The sequence below is a fragment of the Xenorhabdus anantnagensis genome, from assembly GCF_028598555.1.
In the GTDB taxonomy this organism is placed as follows: domain Bacteria; phylum Pseudomonadota; class Gammaproteobacteria; order Enterobacterales; family Enterobacteriaceae; genus Xenorhabdus; species Xenorhabdus anantnagensis.
The window spans coordinates 105,204-120,570 of the sequence record NZ_JAQRFN010000010.1 but is presented as its reverse complement, the minus strand read 5'-3'; the positions used below and the strand labels follow the sequence as shown (position 1 = coordinate 120,570).

The 15,367-nt window shown below is 43.3% G+C and carries 13 protein-coding genes; 11 read left to right on the top strand and 2 right to left on the bottom strand.

Annotated elements, in window-relative coordinates:
- Nucleotides 1-20 precede the first annotated feature (20 nt).
- From lepA to acpS, 7 genes are all read left to right on the top strand, one after another.
- A complete protein-coding gene (gene lepA / locus PSI14_RS10000) occupies nt 21-1,817 on the top strand; it encodes a translation elongation factor 4 (RefSeq protein WP_273575757.1) in 1,797 nt (598 codons plus the stop codon).
- A gap of 20 nt (nt 1,818-1,837) precedes the next feature.
- Nucleotides 1,838-2,809, top strand: coding sequence for a signal peptidase I (gene lepB, locus PSI14_RS09995; protein ID WP_273575756.1), 972 nt, complete (start codon nt 1,838-1,840; stop codon nt 2,807-2,809).
- A gap of 217 nt (nt 2,810-3,026) precedes the next feature.
- A complete protein-coding gene (rnc, locus tag PSI14_RS09990) occupies nt 3,027-3,707 on the top strand; it encodes a ribonuclease III (protein WP_273575755.1) in 681 nt (226 codons plus the stop codon).
- Nucleotides 3,704-4,609, top strand: coding sequence for a GTPase Era (gene era / locus PSI14_RS09985; RefSeq protein ID WP_273575754.1), 906 nt, complete (start codon nt 3,704-3,706; stop codon nt 4,607-4,609). The genes rnc and era overlap by 4 nt, the downstream gene beginning before the upstream one ends.
- Nucleotides 4,610-4,618: 9 nt before the next feature.
- Nucleotides 4,619-5,356, top strand: a complete 738-nt coding sequence (gene recO, locus PSI14_RS09980; protein ID WP_273575753.1) for a DNA repair protein RecO — start codon at nt 4,619-4,621, stop codon at nt 5,354-5,356.
- 68 nt (nt 5,357-5,424) lie between these two features.
- Entirely contained in the window at nt 5,425-6,156 is a 732-nt protein-coding gene (gene pdxJ, locus PSI14_RS09975) for a pyridoxine 5'-phosphate synthase (protein WP_273575752.1), read from the top strand.
- On the top strand, nt 6,156-6,536 hold the full coding sequence (gene acpS, locus PSI14_RS09970; protein WP_273575751.1) for a holo-ACP synthase: 381 nt from the start codon (nt 6,156-6,158) through the stop codon (nt 6,534-6,536). Before pdxJ ends, acpS begins: the two co-directional genes overlap by 1 nt.
- A gap of 2 nt (nt 6,537-6,538) precedes the next feature.
- Here the strand turns inward: acpS and PSI14_RS09965 are convergent, their stop codons facing one another.
- Nucleotides 6,539-6,799 (bottom strand): YfhL family 4Fe-4S dicluster ferredoxin, encoded by a 261-nt coding sequence (locus PSI14_RS09965; RefSeq protein WP_273575750.1) that lies wholly within the window; start codon nt 6,797-6,799, stop codon nt 6,539-6,541.
- 358 nt (nt 6,800-7,157) lie between these two features.
- Between PSI14_RS09965 and PSI14_RS09960 the strand changes: the two genes are divergently transcribed.
- From PSI14_RS09960 to tadA, 3 genes are all read left to right on the top strand, one after another.
- Entirely contained in the window at nt 7,158-7,802 is a 645-nt protein-coding gene (locus PSI14_RS09960; protein WP_273575749.1) for a hypothetical protein, read from the top strand.
- A gap of 155 nt (nt 7,803-7,957) precedes the next feature.
- Nucleotides 7,958-8,779 (top strand): DNA-3-methyladenine glycosylase family protein, encoded by an 822-nt coding sequence (locus PSI14_RS09955; protein WP_306309256.1) that lies wholly within the window; start codon nt 7,958-7,960, stop codon nt 8,777-8,779.
- A gap of 273 nt (nt 8,780-9,052) precedes the next feature.
- Entirely contained in the window at nt 9,053-9,580 is a 528-nt protein-coding gene (gene tadA, locus PSI14_RS09950) for a tRNA adenosine(34) deaminase TadA (protein WP_273575747.1), read from the top strand.
- Nucleotides 9,581-9,646: 66 nt separating this feature from the next.
- Here tadA and mltF read toward each other — a convergent pair whose 3' ends face one another.
- Complete coding sequence (mltF, locus tag PSI14_RS09945; protein WP_273575746.1) at nt 9,647-11,125, bottom strand: membrane-bound lytic murein transglycosylase MltF; 1,479 nt, start codon at nt 11,123-11,125, stop codon at nt 9,647-9,649.
- A gap of 266 nt (nt 11,126-11,391) precedes the next feature.
- On the opposite strand from mltF, the gene purL reads away from it, so the two are divergent.
- On the top strand, nt 11,392-15,279 hold the full coding sequence (gene purL / locus PSI14_RS09940) for a phosphoribosylformylglycinamidine synthase (protein ID WP_273575745.1): 3,888 nt from the start codon (nt 11,392-11,394) through the stop codon (nt 15,277-15,279).
- The last annotated feature ends 88 nt before the right edge of the window (nt 15,280-15,367 follow it).

Below are 15,367 nucleotides of genomic sequence, written 5' to 3'. Positions count from 1 at the left end.
AAGGCAAAAAAGATTAAATAATGAAGCAAATACGAAATTTCTCCATTATCGCCCACATTGACCACGGTAAGTCCACGCTATCTGACCGGATTATTCAAATCTGTGGGGGGCTGTCCGATCGCGAAATGGCAGCACAAGTACTGGATTCAATGGATCTTGAACGTGAACGTGGAATCACGATCAAGGCACAAAGTGTAACTCTTGATTACAAGGCAAATGACGGGCAAGTCTATCAATTAAACTTTATCGATACGCCCGGGCATGTTGACTTCTCTTATGAAGTTTCCCGTTCACTGGCTGCTTGTGAAGGTGCATTGTTGGTTGTTGATGCGGGTCAGGGTGTTGAAGCTCAAACATTGGCTAACTGTTATACCGCCATCGAAATGGATCTGGAAGTGGTTCCAGTTCTGAACAAAATTGACCTCCCTGCTGCTGAACCAGAGCGTGTTGCTGAAGAAATCGAAGATATTGTTGGTATTGATGCAACAGATGCTGTTCGTTGTTCTGCAAAAACAGGTATAGGTGTACAAGACGTTATTGAGCGTCTGGTGAAAGAGATACCCTCACCAGAGGGCGATCCTGATGCACCATTGCAGGCTCTGATTATTGACTCATGGTTTGATAATTACCTTGGCGTTGTTTCACTTGTCCGCATTAAAAACGGTACTTTGCGTAAAGGTGATAAAGTCAAAGTAATGAGCACAGGGCAGGTATATAACGCTGACCGTCTGGGTATCTTCACACCGAAACGCATTGATCGTGATGTATTGAATTGTGGTGAAGTAGGTTGGTTGGTCTGTGCCATCAAAGATATTCTGGGGGCACCAGTTGGGGATACATTGACAACTGCCCGCCATCCTGCGGAAAAATCACTTCCTGGTTTTAAAAAGGTTAAACCGCAAGTTTATGCGGGGCTGTTCCCAATTAGTTCTGATGATTATGAAGCATTCCGTGATGCATTGGGTAAATTGAGCTTAAATGATGCTTCATTATTCTATGAACCAGAAAGCTCTACCGCATTGGGTTTTGGTTTCCGCTGTGGTTTCCTCGGATTGCTGCATATGGAAATCATTCAGGAACGTTTGGAACGTGAATATGATCTTGATTTGATCACAACGGCTCCAACAGTTGTTTATGAAGTTGAGACAACCAGTGGTGATATTATCTATGTTGATAGTCCATCCAAGTTGCCAGCATTAAATAATATTGGGGAACTGCGTGAACCGATTGCAGAATGTCATATGTTATTGCCGAAAGAATATCTTGGTAATGTCATTACACTCTGCGTGGAAAAACGTGGTATGCAGACCAATATGGTTTATCACGGCAATCAGGTTGCACTGACTTATGAAATCCCAATGGCTGAAGTTGTTCTGGATTTCTTTGACCGCTTGAAATCAACATCTCGTGGTTATGCATCTCTGGATTATAATTTTATCCGCTTCCAAAGTTCAGACATGGTTCGCGTGGATGTTTTGATTAACGGTGAGCGCGTTGATGCTCTGGCTTTGATTACTCACCGTGACAATTCTCAATATCGTGGACGTGAGCTGGTGGAGAAAATGAAAGAACTGATTCCACGCCAGCAATTTGACATTGCAATTCAGGCTGCCATAGGAACTCACATTATTGCGCGTTCTACCATTAAGCAGTTACGTAAAAACGTACTGGCGAAATGTTATGGTGGTGACGTCAGTCGTAAGAAAAAGCTATTGCAGAAACAGAAAGAAGGTAAAAAACGCATGAAGCAGGTCGGAAATGTTGAACTGCCTCAAGAAGCTTTCTTAGCGATTCTGCATGTTGGCAAAGATAATTAACGAGGTCGTAAGGAGCTTAAATGGCTAACACTTTTGCCTTGGTATTAACGTTAGCAACGTTAATCACCGGTATTCTCTGGTGCCTGGAGCGATTCAAGTTCGCTCCTGAACGTAAGAAAAAGCTTGCCCACATTCAGGCACAGGCGGCAGGCGCAGAAGGTCAGGAAGTTTTGGCTAAAGAGCTTAACAAACCTTCATGGGTTGAAACACTTGCATCTGTCTTTCCAGTGTTAGCCATTGTGTTGGTTCTGCGTTCTTTTGTTTATGAGCCTTTTCAGATCCCTTCTGGTTCAATGATGCCGACATTGTTGATCGGGGATTTTATTCTGGTTGAAAAATTTGCCTATGGTTTAAAAGACCCGCTTACGCAAACAACCTTAATAAAAACCGGTGAGCCTAAGCGTGGAGATGTTGCTGTTTTCAAATATCCGAAAAACCCAAGCATAGATTTTGTAAAACGAATCATTGGCTTGCCCGGAGATAAGATCGTTTACGATTACAGTAAAAAAGAGCTTCAGATTTACCCGGGCTGTGGTTGGAATGCGGAATGCAAGGGGGATTTACCTGTTACTTATAAGAACACATTCCCAAGTGAATGGACGATAAAAGAAGATGTGACGTCAGAAGGGATTCGTATAAGTGGAGTTTATCAAATTCCCGTTAATGATCCATTAGGGCCGAATACTCTCCGTCAGAATGAAAGAAAAGAAAATTTAGGTAATGTGTCACACCATATTTTGACCATTCCTGAAATTCAACGCATCCCTGGCTTCCGCCAAGATGGCTTGTCAGTTGGTACTTGGGTCGTTCCCAAAGGCCAATATTTCGCGATGGGCGACAACCGTGACAATAGTGACGATAGCCGTTCATGGGGATTTGTCCCGGAGAAAAATCTGGTAGGTCGTGCAACCGCCATCTGGATGAGTTTCGAAAAACAGGAAGGCAAGTGGCCTACTGGCGTGCGCTTTAGTCGAATTGGTGGAATTCACTAATATTTATATATTAGCGCAGCATTAATTTATCTCACAGTGTAGAATATTCTTTCAAACGAGATGACTGGTTCCCAAGATGATGAATGTCTTTGGGAGCCAGTGCAAACGCAACAGTTTTGTAAGGTTTGCCGCAAGGTGAATATTGCTAGATAGGTCTAGCCTCACAGGTCTGTTGCGTGTGCTTTTATTTGATGAATTCTAACTGAATTGGTAGCACATGAACTCCATAATAACGAATCGGTTACAACATAAGCTAGGATATACCTTTAAACAGCACGATTTGTTGCTTCAAGCGTTGACTCACCGCAGCGCCAGCAGTAAGCATAATGAACGTCTGGAATTTCTTGGTGACTCAATCCTGAGTTTTGTCATTGCCAATGCGCTTTACCATCGTTTCCCCCGTGTTGATGAAGGGGATATGAGCCGTATGCGAGCAACATTGGTGCGTGGCAATACATTGGCGGAATTGGCCAGAGAGTTTGAATTAGGTGAATGCCTGCGGCTGGGGCCGGGTGAGTTAAAAAGTGGGGGGCATCGTCGCGAATCCATTTTGGCGGATAGCATTGAAGCCTTAATTGGCGCTATTTTTCTTGATAGCGATATTCAGACCATCGAAAAGATTATCCTGAATTGGTATGAAACTCGTTTGAATGAAATTAGCCCGGGCGATAAGCAAAAAGATCCTAAAACACGTTTACAGGAATATTTGCAAGGGCGTCATTTGCCATTGCCTACATATCTGGTTGTTCAAGTTCGTGGGGAAGCACACGATCAGGAATTTACAATTCACTGTCAGGTCAGTGGATTTGAACAGCCGGTCAGAGGAGTCGGTTCCAGTCGCCGCAAGGCAGAACAGGCGGCTGCGGAACAAGCATTAAAACAACTGGAGCTTGAATGAGCGAAGAAAAAAACTATTGCGGATTTGTTGCAATAGTCGGTCGGCCCAACGTCGGTAAATCAACTTTACTGAATCAGTTATTGGGTCAGAAAGTATCTATCACTTCCCGTAAACCTCAAACGACGCGACATCGCATCATGGGGATTCATACGGAAGGAGCTTACCAAACCATCTATGTTGATACACCGGGTCTTCATATTGAAGAAAAGCGTGCAATCAACCGATTGATGAACCGTGCGGCGAGCAGCTCTATTGGTGATGTAGAACTGGTTATTTTTGTTGTGGAAGGTACGCACTGGACACCTGATGATGAAATGGTGGTGAACAAGTTGCGCCATTTACGTTGCCCTGTCTTACTGGCTATTAACAAAGTGGACAATGTGACAGATAAAACTATTCTTCTGCCACATATCGGTTTTCTCAGCCAGCAGATGAATTTTATCGATGTTGTGCCGGTTAGTGCGGAAAAAGGCATGAATGTTGATACTATTGCCAAATTAGTGCGTGACCATATACCACAGGCAGAGCATCATTTCCCTGAAGATTACATCACCGATCGTTCACAGCGTTTTATGGCATCAGAAATCATCCGTGAAAAACTGATGCGTTTTTTGGGTGATGAACTCCCATATTCTGTGACAGTCGAAATTGAGCAATTTGTTGTCAATGAACGGGGTGGTTATACGATCCACGGTTTGATTCTGGTTGAGCGTGATGGCCAGAAAAAAATGGTGATTGGTAATAAAGGCAGCAAAATCAAGACGATTGGCACAGAAGCCCGTCAAGATATGGAAAAGCTGTTTGATATGAAAGTCCACTTAGAATTGTGGGTAAAAGTGAAAGCTGGTTGGGCTGATGATGAACGGGCGCTTCGCAGCCTCGGTTACATCGACGACTTATAAGGCTAATATGTGGACGGCTGGCAGAGAGCCTTTGTGCTTCATGGGCGCCCTTACAGTGAGACCAGTTTGCTACTGGATATATTTACTGAAAATGAAGGGCGCATACGAGTATTGGCGAAAGGGGCACGCAGCCGTCGCTCCAATCTAAAAGGTTGCTTGCAGCCTTTCACCCCGCTGCTCATTCGTTGGAGTGGGCGGGGGGAAATCAAGACATTAAGAGATGCAGAGCCTATTTCATTGGTTCTCCCCTTATCGGGAAGTGTGCTCTACAGCGGTTTGTATGTGAATGAGCTTTTGTCCCGAGTCCTTGAGCAAGGAACGGCATATCCCGCACTTTTTTTTGATTATCTCCAATGTTTACAAATTCTTGCGGCGAGTGAATATACGCCGGAGTATGCATTGCGTCGTTTGGAATTAGCGTTACTAACCAATATGGGATACGGTGTAGATTATCTTCACTGTGCAGGAAGTGGTGAACCTGTAGCGGATACAATGACTTACCGTTATCGTGAAGAAAAAGGGTTTACTGCCAGTTTGGTTGTGGATCACTACAGCTTTACTGGTTATGAACTAAAGGCGTTGGCAATTGGCGAATTTCCTGATCACACGACTTTGAAAGCGGCAAAACGTTTTACTCGCATTGCTTTAAAGCCTTATTTGGGAGGAAAACCGTTAAAAAGCCGTGAACTATTTCGTCAATTCGCACGTAAAAAAACTGATAACCCCAACAAGAAAAATGAAAACTAAAGTAGGCCACTTTTTCATGATGAAGAGTGTAGACTTTACTAAATCTTATGTTATTGCAGGAGCTAAAAATGGCTGAGGTATTGTTAGGTATCAACATTGATCACATTGCAACCTTACGTAATGCCCGTGGGACACAATATCCCGATCCGGTTCAGGCTGCATTTGTTGCAGAGCAGGCGGGAGCTGATGGTATAACGGTTCACCTGCGTGAAGATCGCCGCCATATTACTGACAGAGATGTTCAATTATTAGAAAGAACAATTCAAACCCGTATGAACCTTGAAATGGCGGTAACAGATGAGATGGTGGGGATTGCTTGCCAAATCAAACCTGTTTTCTGTTGTTTAGTACCTGAAAAGCGTCAAGAGGTAACAACCGAAGGGGGATTGGATGTGTTTGGGCAAAAGGAGCACATTGCTGCGGCTGTTAAAACTTTATCAGAAGCGGGAATTTTGGTGTCTTTGTTCATTGATGCGGATCACCAACAAATCGATGCAGCTGTTGAAGTCAGAGCACCATTTATCGAGATTCATACTGGTGCATATGCTGATGCAGAGAATGAGATACAGCAAGAAAAAGAATTTCAGCGTATCAAAGAAGCGGCTACCTACGCGGCCGCTAAGGGCCTAAAAGTCAACGCCGGTCATGGATTGACTTATCACAATGTGCAGCGTATTGCAGCTTTACCTGAAATTTATGAACTAAATATAGGGCACGCCATTATTGGCCGCGCTGTATTCAGTGGTTTGTCTGCCGCTGTTGCAGATATGAAAACTTTGTTGCGGGAAGCGCGCCGTTAATGGCCATTATTGGATTAGGCACAGATATTGTTGAAATATCCCGTATTGAAGAAATTGTCGGGCGTTCAGGCGAACGTCTGGCAAGGCGTGTTCTGAGCGCCGGAGAGTGGCAACAATATCAACAACATAACCAGCCTATCCGTTTTTTGGCGAAGCGCTTCGCAGTTAAGGAAGCGGCAGCCAAAGCGCTTGGAACAGGCATCCGCAATGGATTGGCCTTTAACCAGTTTGAAGTGATTAATGATCCTCTGGGGAAACCCATGTTAAAACTTCATGGAGAGGCTGAAGCGCTGGCTAACAAACTGAATGTCAAATCCATCCATGTCACACTGGCAGATGAACGACGTTATGCTTGTGCGACAGTGATATTGGAAAGTTAAGTTCAGATTTTATCAGCGTGGTGTAGCAGTACAAACTTATCCCATAACTGCTCTTCGGTTTCCTGATGATTAGGATTAAGGATAATGGTATTGGTAATCGGGCAGACAGATTGACAAGTTGGCTTTTCGTAATGTCCGATGCACTCGGTGCAACGATCAGGTTCAATTTCGTAGATCTCTGCGCCCATTGCGATAGCCTGATTAGGGCATTCGGGTTCACACATATCACAATTGATACAGCGTTTGGTAATTAATAGTGCCATTTCAACCTCTTGTATAAATTAAGTCTTCAATCAAAAGACTTAATTTTCTTCCTGATTTGTTGCTCTAGATTGTCCTTTATTATTTCATACAATATATCTTATAAAGATGAATATTTCGCAAAGAAAAGCATTTTACAAAGAAAACTATCTGGGGCGTATGTTAGCACATCTGGGATTTTCACAGCGATTAAGAGTGTCTTTATCTGTTTGATTAGCATCAATGCAATGGACTGCTTTCGGAGTTTTGTGCTCTTTCAGTAGCACTGATGAAGAGTTTTTATTCATAGATCAGAAAGCGATCCAGTTCATTTATCATGGCCTATACTTAAGTATGCTTTATATTCTTTAGAGTAAAAACATGATTGAATACATCGTAAAACATGGTAATGATATCGTGAAAGTCTTGGGATCTATTGGGACTTTTATTGGTATTATCTTATCTATATTAAAGAAACTTTATGCAGACGTAAGTGTTTTTAGAGAGAGAAGAGCAATAAAGTATATTAAGTATCTAAATGAGTATAATGCTTATTTGGATGAACAAAGTAAAAACTATATTAAATACGAAATTGCATCTGAGATAATGTTCGATATCACGAAAATAAAATCTGATAAATTTAGGAGTATCTTTATCAAGCTGAAACAAGATGGATTGAGTTCAGAGTGTATAGATAGCCTCAGGAAATTGAGATCATTTACTGTTTTAAATTCTGGCGTAGTTCAAGTCAATATTGGCTCTTTTTATTATGTTAGTTATTGGTTTGAAAAGATATTTTCAGTATATTTCTTCACATTGGCATTTTCTGTGTTGGTTGTGTTTTTATTAAAAGCAGGTGTCTTGAATAATACGGCTGGGAGTGCTTTGGATTTATTTTTGGTGATTTTAAGTATGATTTTATTTATGGGAATGGGTATCTATCTATTATTATTGAGTCCGTCAAGATATCAAATAAAATGTTTAAATGAAGAATTGGTTAAATGTAAAATTGAAGATATTGCTTGAAAGACGAAGGGTATAAATTTAAAGTCTGTTAGATAATTATCTTAATACTGTGTATCTCTGGAGTTGCTCTGATGAAAGCAAGCTGTTTAACGGAAATTATATTACCCAATAATTATCATATGAGGGACTTTTTAGCCTTTCATCAAAGGGATGAAATGGGCATTTCTGAAACCGTACAACAAAATCAAATTAAAAAAGGGATTATTTGGCATGAAAAACCAGCTCTCTTGACAATTGAAATTGAAAAAAATAGAGCAAAAATACAGCTTGATATTGATGGTGATAAAGTTTGTTCTTCACAACATGAAGCGTTATCGGCTCTGGCTTCACATATGCTTGGTTTGAAACAATCTGTTGAAGTATTCGAATCCGTATATCAAGAACATCCCGTTATTGGAGAGTTGGTTACCAGGCAAGCGGGTTTACGAATTTACCAATCTGCAACACCATTTGAAGCTCTTAGTTGGGCGATTATCGGACAACAAATTAGTTTAAGTGCAGCAATTTCCATTAGGCGGCGTTTTATTCAGGCTGTGGGTATCCCGCACTCTTCAGGATTATTATGCCACCCAAATCATAAGCAGGTGATGCAATGTTCAGAACATGAGCTACGCCAGTGTGGTTTTTCTGTGGCTAAGGCCAATGCTTTATTGAATGTTTGCCAACTCATTGATTCTGGTGTAATGGAGCTAAACATTCCAGAGAGAGAAGATGGAGTGGAGCGATTGACGGATAGCTTGCTTGTCATTAAGGGCATTGGTATGTGGACAATTAATTATGCCCTGCTACGGGGATTCAATTACTTGGATGGCTCATTGCATGGTGATGTTGCCGTAAGGCGTAATCTCCAACATCTGCTCAGGCAGGAAGACAAAGTTAGCGCTGAGCAGGCAGAAAAATGGCTGGCAGATTTCTCTCCCTGGAAGGCGTTGGTCGGGGCGCACTTATGGCGGCAGCAATCCAGTAGTGGATATTGATAACAAAAGGATTTAATACCTTCCAATCCCTCATAAGGCGTTTTTCTTAAAGCTACAAGGCGGCTGGCAAGCGAAAGGACAGAGCGCATGAAATTATTTCTTGATGCTTTTCTTGATGAGATTCAGGCTGAACCAGCAAATTGAGCTGAGCGAGCAATATGAGTATGACCCCGTTATACCTTTCGCCTTTCAAGTTATGGCTTTGTTGGTGCGCTGCAACTCGAAACCGATTGAGTATAATAAGCGGAATTTTCATAAGTAAGAGAATGTGCAGTGACAAAAATAGAGACAGTGACTGAAAATTATAGTGATGAATATTGGATGCGTCGGGCAATGGATTTGGCAATGCAAGCACAAGCAAAAGGCGAGATCCCTGTTGGTGCTGTATTAGTCGCTGATAATAAGGTTATTGCTGAAGGTTTTAATCATCCAATCACAGACCATGATCCTACCGCCCATGCAGAAATCATCGCATTACGGAGAGGCGGAATTCAATCGCAGAATTATCGTCTGCTGAATACGACACTGTATGTCACTTTGGAACCTTGTGTCATGTGCGCAGGAGCGATGGTACACAGCCGAATACAGCGGCTGGTTTATGGTGCCAGCGATATGAAAACGGGAGCTGCGGGATCATTGATTGATATATTGCGTCATCCGGGCATGAATCACCAAATTGAAATTACCGCTGGTGTTCTGGCGGAAGAGTGCTCCGCTATGTTGAGTTCTTTTTTTAAACAACGTAGGGAGCAACATAAGGCATTGAGAAAATTGAAATCCCAACAACAGGGAATGTCATAATTAATTGACAGTTACAGTTTAATTCAATCGCGGTTATAAGATCAGCTATGGCTTAGGTTTTTCAGATTACGCCGGTGTTTTATTCTCCGGCGCTTTTTCGTGAGATTCAGCGTGAGTGCTTTTCAATTTGGCATCCTCCACTTTGTCATTTTCCTCTGTTTTCTCGCGTCTGGCTTTTGCACTAAGGTATCCTTCCAGACTCGCATGATGACGTTTAATATTTTCAACATATAGATAAGCTTCATGACCACGAGCATAACCATTTGCAGTCTTGGGGTAGTATTTTTTATTGCTGAGCAGCAAAAGACGAGTTTTAACATCGACCCAGCTATTTGGATTACCTTTTTGTTCAACAGTTAATTTACGAGCATCAAGGACGTGCCCATATCCTATGTTGTAAGCTGCGAGGGCAAACCAGATACGCTCATCCTCAGGAATGGTTTTTGGCATACGCTCTATCAGATGGTTCAGATAAGCGACTCCTCCCCTTACGCTCTCTTCTGGATCGAGCCGATCGTTGACCCCTACCCATTTTGCTGTCGGACGAGTAAGCATCATCAGACCACGAACGCCAGTGGGTGAAGTCGCCAATGGGTCCCAATGCGATTCTTGCCACGCGATGGCCGCGACTAAATGCCAATCAAGCGCACCTGCGTATTTTTGAAAAATTGGCTGATATATTGGCAAACGTTTATTGATGGCGCGAATCAATGAAATGGTATCTAAATAATTGAATGAACCAACATGGTTGAAATACTTTTCTTGTAACTGCGCGATGGTGTTTTTTTTAGCCAAGTCATTGAAAAAATCAAGCATAGCGGAGTGGAGGCTATAATCGCCATTGCGTTTTAAATACCAAGTCAGGGGACGCTCTACACTGACATCAAAAGCAATGGCCAGATTGGGGTAAATGCGCTGTTGCAAGGCTAAACTGATGGAATCGCTAATTGTATAGTCGATTTTCCCTTCAGAGAGTTGTTCAAGCAATTGTTGTGTATTTTCGTGTGACGTTTCTTCCCAGGTTAACTCAGGATAAGACTTTTCTTTCCACTTTTTCAGTTCGCTGACGTGGGTAGAACCTGCCGTGACGATTAATTTGCCTTTTAAGTCGCTAAACGAGCGTGGGCGTGTTGCCCCCTTACGATAAACCAGTAGTTGTCCGACCGTAGTGTAAGTAGGGCCAGTGCGTGTTTGATCCAGCCTGTCTTTATCATAGATAAGTCCAGCAGCTAAAAAATCGGCTTTATCGTTTTCTAAGTCTTCAAAAAGCTGGTTAATATTAGAACGAAACTTGATGACAAGTTTAACTCCCAGATAATCAGCAAACTGCTTGGCTAGTTCATAGTCGAACCCCGTTAGTTCATTTTTACTGTTAAGAGAGATTAGAGGGGAGCTAATAGTGCTCACTCGTAACTCTCCTCGTGCCAGAATTTTGTTTATTTGCTCCTGCTGTTTATTGGACCAATTGATATTGAGACCAATAATAGCCGCTGAGAGGAGCGCGATAATCACGATAACAAAATAATTTATCTTTACTTTATTCAAATAGTTATCTCTTTCCAGAACGATTGAGCCCCGCGTGAAATGCAAGATGATATCATGGTTAAATTTCCAGTAATCGAGAATTTTGCGTAACAAAATGCGGATGTGCAACCTTATTAAATCAGTTTTGGCACTTCAATGAGTGTATTGTTGGCTTGATAAATAACCACGCAAACGGTTTCGTCGAAAGAAACATTCCTCTATAATGCTTGCAGTTTCCCCTGAGGCGTCAGTCAGGCTTTGCTTCTAAGATGAGAGAACCTATTATTATGGAAATTCTGCGTGGCTCACCTGCTTTATCAGCATTTCGTATCACTAAGCTCCTTTCCCAGTGTCAAGATAACCATCTCCCTGTTACCGAAATTTATGCAGAATATGTGCATTTTGCAGAGGTTAACGCCCCAATTACAGAAGATGAACAAGAGAAATTAAATAAATTATTAAAATATGGTCCCTCTCTGGCCGAACTTGAGCCTAAAGGACAACTAATATTAGTTACGCCTCGTCCGGGCACGATATCTCCTTGGTCATCGAAAGCGACAGAAATTGTTCACAATTGTGGTCTGAGCCAGATTGTCCGTTTAGAACGGGGAATTGCCTATTATATTCTGAGTACCGGAATGGATGCTGGGCAATGGCAAACGTTGTCGGCATTATTGCATGATCGCATGATGGAAAGTGTGTTCACTCAGCTTGAACAGGCTGAAGCCCTATTTTCTCACCAGCAACCTGCGCCGTTGAAACAGATTGATATCCTGCAATCAGGGCGGGCAGCACTGGAAGCGGCAAATATTGAACTGGGATTGGCTCTGGCTGCGGATGAAATGGACTATCTGATGAGCGCTTTTCAGACGTTGGGACGTAATCCAACGGATGTTGAACTCTATATGTTTGCTCAGGCAAATTCTGAACATTGTCGCCACAAAATTTTCAATGCAGATTGGATTATTGATGGCAAGACTCAAACCAAGTCTTTGTTCAAAATGATCAAAAATACATTTGAACAGACGCCGGATTATGTGCTTTCTGCTTATAAAGATAACGCGGCTGTTATGGAAGGTTCTCATGTTGGCCGCTTTTTTCCTGATTCTGCCACTGGAATTTATGATTACCACCAAGAGCCAGCCCATATCTTGATGAAAGTGGAAACCCATAACCATCCAACAGCGATTTCGCCTTGGCCCGGCGCAGCGACGGGTTCAGGTGGTGAAATTCGTGATGAGGGCGCAACTGGGCGAGGAGCCAAACCCAAAGCCGGATTAGTTGGTTTTTCGGTCTCAAACTTGAGAATTCCTGGATTTGAACAGCCATGGGAAGAAGACTTCGGTAAACCTGATCGGATTGTCAGTGCATTGGATATCATGCTGGAAGGCCCACTGGGAGGTGCTGCGTTCAATAATGAATTTGGGCGTCCGGCATTGCTTGGGTATTTCAGAACTTATGAAGAAGAAGTCTATTCCCATAACGGTACAGAATTGCGTGGTTATCACAAACCCATCATGCTGGCAGGGGGAATCGGAAACATCCGTGAAGAGCATGTCCAGAAAGGTGATATCTCGGTCGGTGCACAATTAATTGTGTTGGGCGGGCCAAGCATGAATATCGGTTTGGGCGGAGGTGCGGCATCTTCAATGACGTCCGGTCAATCGGATGCGGACTTGGATTTTGCCTCTGTACAGCGTGATAATGCGGAGATGGAGCGGCGTTGTCAGGAAGTTATTGATAGTTGCTGGCAATTGGGTGATAAAAATCCAATTTTGTTTATCCATGACGTAGGGGCTGGCGGTTTGTCAAATGCCATGCCTGAGTTAGTCAGTGATGGCGGCCGGGGTGGGCGCTTTGAGTTACGCAATATTCTTAATGATGAACCGGGAATGAGCCCATTGCAATTATGGTGCAATGAATCCCAGGAGCGTTATGTCTTGGCTGTAGCACCAGAACAGTTGTCTCTATTTGAAGACATATGCCGTCGTGAACGTGCTCCTTATGCTGTTATTGGGGAGGCAACGGAAGAACGGCACTTACTGCTGAATGACAACCATTTTGATAATCAGCCAATCAATATGCCGTTGGATGTGTTGCTCGGTAAGACGCCGAAGATGCTGAAAAATGCGCAGGTTTTGCAAGCACAGGGGCAAAATTTGGATCGCAGGGACATTGATCTCGCAGAAGCAGTAAAACGCGTCTTGCATTTACCTGCTGTTGCTGAAAAAACATTCCTGATTACGATTGGCGATCGTTCCATAACAGGCATGGTTGCCCGTGATCAAATGGTTGGCCCTTGGCAAATCCCAGTAGCAGATTGTGCTGTTACGACCGCCAGTTTAGACAGCTATTATGGCGAAGCCATGTCAATAGGCGAACGTGCACCCATTGCATTGCTGAATTTTGCAGCATCGGCACGTATGGCGGTGGGTGAAGCACTGACCAATATCGCTTCAGCCTATATTCAGGATCTGAAACGAGTGAAATTGTCAGCGAACTGGATGTCGGCATCAGGCCATGCCGGTGAAGATGCGGGCTTATATGCCGCAGTGAAGGCAGTGGGTGAAGAGTTATGTCCGGCGTTGGGATTGACCATTCCGGTTGGCAAGGACTCGATGTCAATGAAAACACGCTGGAGCCAAAACGGGGAAGTACGTGAAATGACTTCACCACTTTCATTGGTGATCAGTGCGTTTGCTCGGGTAGAAGACGTGCGTCGCACAGTGACACCAGAATTGTCTATTGAAGATGATAATGCGTTGCTGCTGATCGATCTGGGGAAAGGACAAAACGCGCTGGGTGGGACTGCATTGGCGCAAGTTTATCGTCAACTTGGAGATAAAACTGCCGATGTTCGTAGCGTCGAGCAATTGGCTGGTTTCTTTAATGCGATCCAGCATTTGATTTCGGAACAAAAATTGCTGGCTTATCATGACCGTTCGGACGGTGGGTTGCTGGTGACATTGGCTGAAATGGCTTTTGCAGGCCACTGCGGATTGCATATCGATATCAGTGCATTTGATGAAGATATTTTGGCTGCGTTGTTTAATGAAGAATTGGGTGCAGTGATTCAAATTCGTGAGACTGACAGAGAGCAAGTTGAAAATCTGTTGGCAGAGTGTGGTCTGAGTGGATGCGTACATTATCTGGGGAAAGCTCAGGCAGGCGATGATTTCGTTATATCCAGCGACAATATGGAAGTTTATCGTCAGAATCGCAGCACATTGCGCTTGTGGTGGGCAGAAACAACGTGGCAAATGCAGCGTCTGCGTGATAACCCAGAATGTGCGGATCAAGAACATCAAGCAAAACAGGATGTGAATGATCCCGGCCTGAATGTGAAATTATCTTTCGATCCCGCAGAAGATATTGCTGCTTGTTATATTTCGAAACAGGCGCGACCGCGAGTTGCTGTACTGCGTGAACAGGGGGTTAACTCTCACGTTGAGATGGCGGCTGCATTCCATCGAGCTGGCTTTGAGGCTGTGGACGTCCACATGAGTGACTTATTGGATGGGCGTATCACATTAGATCAATTCCAAACATTGGTTGCTTGTGGTGGCTTCTCATATGGGGATGTGCTTGGTGCGGGTGAAGGTTGGGCGAAATCCATTCTGTTTAATTCACGGGTACGTGATGATTTTGCCGGTTTCTTTGCGAGGTCGGATACTTTGACCCTCGGCGTGTGTAACGGTTGTCAGATGATATCTAATCTGCATGACTTGATTCCGGGGACAGAACACTGGCCGCGTTTTGTCCGTAACCGTTCAGAGCGTTATGAAGCCCGCTTTAGTTTGGTTGAAATCGCTAACAGCCCTTCACTATTCTTGAAAGATATGGTGGGTTCTCGCTTGCCGATAGCAGTGGCTCATGGCGAAGGGCAGGTGGAATTTAGAAATAGCCTGAGTTTGATGGAACTTGAAAAACATCAGCAAGTGGCATTGCGGTTTGTGGATAATTACGGTTCAGTGACGGAAAACTATCCAGTAAACCCAAATGGTTCTGTGAACGGAATTACCTCTGTAACCAGCCTTGACGGGAGAGTCACGGTGATGATGCCTCATCCTGAAAGGGTATTCCGTACTGTCAGCAACTCTTGGCATCCTAAAGAATGGGGAGAAGATAGCCCATGGATGCGTATTTTCCGTAATGCACGCAAACAATTAGGCTGAATCCTCTAACTATTTAAATTTTACTTTATTTAATTTTTATTGATAAAGGCCCTGATAATTCATCAGGGCCTTTATTTTTATTATAAAC